The organism is Hydrogenophaga sp. FW305-3-2-15-A-LB1 (assembly GCF_058787875.1).
The window spans coordinates 1-1,078 of sequence record NZ_JBYTAE010000185.1; the positions used below are offsets into that span (position 1 = coordinate 1).

The window sequence follows — 1,078 nt, forward strand, 5'->3', positions numbered from 1 at the left end:
CGCGAGCACCAGGGTGGGCATGGACGATGCGGGCGGCAGGCCGACGGCGCCGTGCAGGTTGCACCAGGGGCAGTGGCGCGAGGCGTCGGCCATGGACTTGCCGACATCGGCCATGGCGGCGTTGTCGCCGTCGATGGCATCGGCCTGCACCCAGACCATGCCGCTGGCGCTGCAGACCTGCACCCAGCCGGGGCCGCCTTGCGCGGCGACCACCGCCTGCGCCACGGTGGGCGCGAGCGCGCCCAGCAGCATGGCGAGCATGGCCAGCCAGGCGGCGAATCGGTGGGTGGTGCGGGGGAAGCGCATGGCGGGGCAGTTTATCAGCCGGGCCCGTCAACTGCGGGACGCGTGGGCGGATGCCCCGGGGCTACGATGGTGCGCACAACCCCAACAGGAGACAGACATGCTCAAACTCTGCGGCTTTTCGGCCAGCAATTACTACAACAAGGTCAAGCTCGCGCTGCTCGAGAAGGGCGTGGCGTTCGAGGAGGAGCTGGCCTGGATCGGCGAGACGGACAAGGCCTGCAGTCCGCTGGGCAAGGTGCCGTACCTGAAGACGGACAAGGGGTCGCTGTCGGAGTCGACAGTGATTCTGGAGTACATCGAGGGCGCTTTTCCCGAGGTGCCGCTGTTTCCGCGCGATGCGTTCGAGGCGGCGAAGGTGCGGGAGTTGGTGCGGTATCTGGAGCTGCATCTGGAGCTGGTGGCGCGCAATCTGTATCCCGAGGCGTTCTTCGGCGGCAAGGTGAGCGATTCGGCGAAGGAGAAGATCGGCCAGCAGCTGGAGAAAAACGTGGCTGGGTTTTCGAAGCTGACGAAGTATTCGCCGTTCATCGCGGGTTCGCAGTTCACGCTGGCGGATTGCGCGGCGGCGGTGCACCTTCCGCTGGTGAGCAGCGCGACCAAGATCATCTACGGCCGCGATTTCCTGGCCGATACGCCGGCTCGGGAGTACCTGAAGCGGCTGGGTGAGCGGCCTGCTGTGCAGAAGGTGAATGCGGATCGCAAGGCGAACACCGAGTTGATGCTGGGGCGGTCCAAGGGCTGAGTCTTTTCTTCGCTCTGGCTGGGTGGGCGG

General features: G+C 66.2%; 2 protein-coding genes. One reads left to right on the plus strand and one right to left on the minus strand.

Translation table 11 applies throughout. The annotated features are described in order from the left end of the window. Positions 1-306 (minus strand): DUF2946 domain-containing protein (locus AC3WPZ_RS27965; RefSeq protein WP_492442625.1); only part of this gene is annotated, 306 nt, incomplete at its 3' end. Positions 307-403: 97 nt separating this feature from the next. Here AC3WPZ_RS27965 and AC3WPZ_RS27970 point away from each other — a divergent pair. Then, complete coding sequence (locus AC3WPZ_RS27970; RefSeq protein WP_382321605.1) at positions 404-1,048, plus strand: glutathione S-transferase; 645 nt, start codon at positions 404-406, stop codon at positions 1,046-1,048. The last annotated feature ends 30 nt before the right edge of the window (positions 1,049-1,078 follow it).